Below are 833 nucleotides of genomic sequence, written 5' to 3'. Positions count from 1 at the left end.
AAAGAAATAACAGGAAAACAATTTAAGTTTTATAAAGAAGATGTTTTAAATCGCGAAGCGCTTGACGCAATTTTTGAAGAAAATTCAATTGAAGCAGTTATTCACTTTGCAGGATTTAAAGCTGTAGGGGAGTCAGTAGCGATTCCATTAACATATTATCATAACAACATTACAAGCACGTTAGTGCTATGTGAAGTAATGCAGAAACATAATGTAAAGAAGATAATCTTTAGTTCATCTGCAACTGTATATGGTATCCCGGAAACGTCACCGATTACGGAGGAGTTTCCATTAAGTGCAACAAATCCATATGGTCAAACGAAATTAATGATTGAGCAAATTATGCGTGATGTAGCATTTGCAGATCCAGAATGGAGTATCGCATTACTTCGCTATTTCAATCCATTTGGTGCACACGAAAGTGGGCGTATCGGAGAAGATCCAAATGGAATCCCAAATAACTTAATGCCATATGTAACGCAAGTAGCGGTAGGTAAGTTAAAAGAATTAAGCGTATTCGGAAATGACTATCCAACGAAAGATGGAACAGGAGTCCGTGATTACATCCATGTTGTGGACTTAGCAAATGGTCACGTAAAGGCGCTTGAGAAAGTACTGAGTACAACAGGAGTAGATGCTTATAACCTGGGCACAGGCATGGGCTATAGTGTACTAGAGATGGTTGAAGCATTTGAAAAAGTTTCAGGCAAGAAAGTTCCTTATAAAATTACAGAGCGTCGCCCAGGTGATGTGGCAGTATGTTTTGCTGATGCATCGAAAGCAAAGCGTGAATTAGGCTGGGAGGCAACACGCGGATTAGAAGAAATGTGTGC

At 39.3% G+C, this 833-nt stretch carries 1 protein-coding gene; it reads left to right on the top strand.

From position 1 onward, the window contains the following. On the top strand, nt 1-833 hold an 833-nt coding region (gene galE, locus EBQ15_RS30880), incomplete at both ends, for a UDP-glucose 4-epimerase GalE (protein WP_125653129.1).

It is taken from the genome of Bacillus sp. 2D03 (genome assembly GCF_003946765.1).
Lineage (GTDB): Bacteria > Bacillota > Bacilli > Bacillales > Bacillaceae_G > Bacillus_A > Bacillus_A cereus.
Note: the sequence above shows the minus strand (reverse complement) of the source record. Positions and strands in the feature narration are given on the sequence as shown.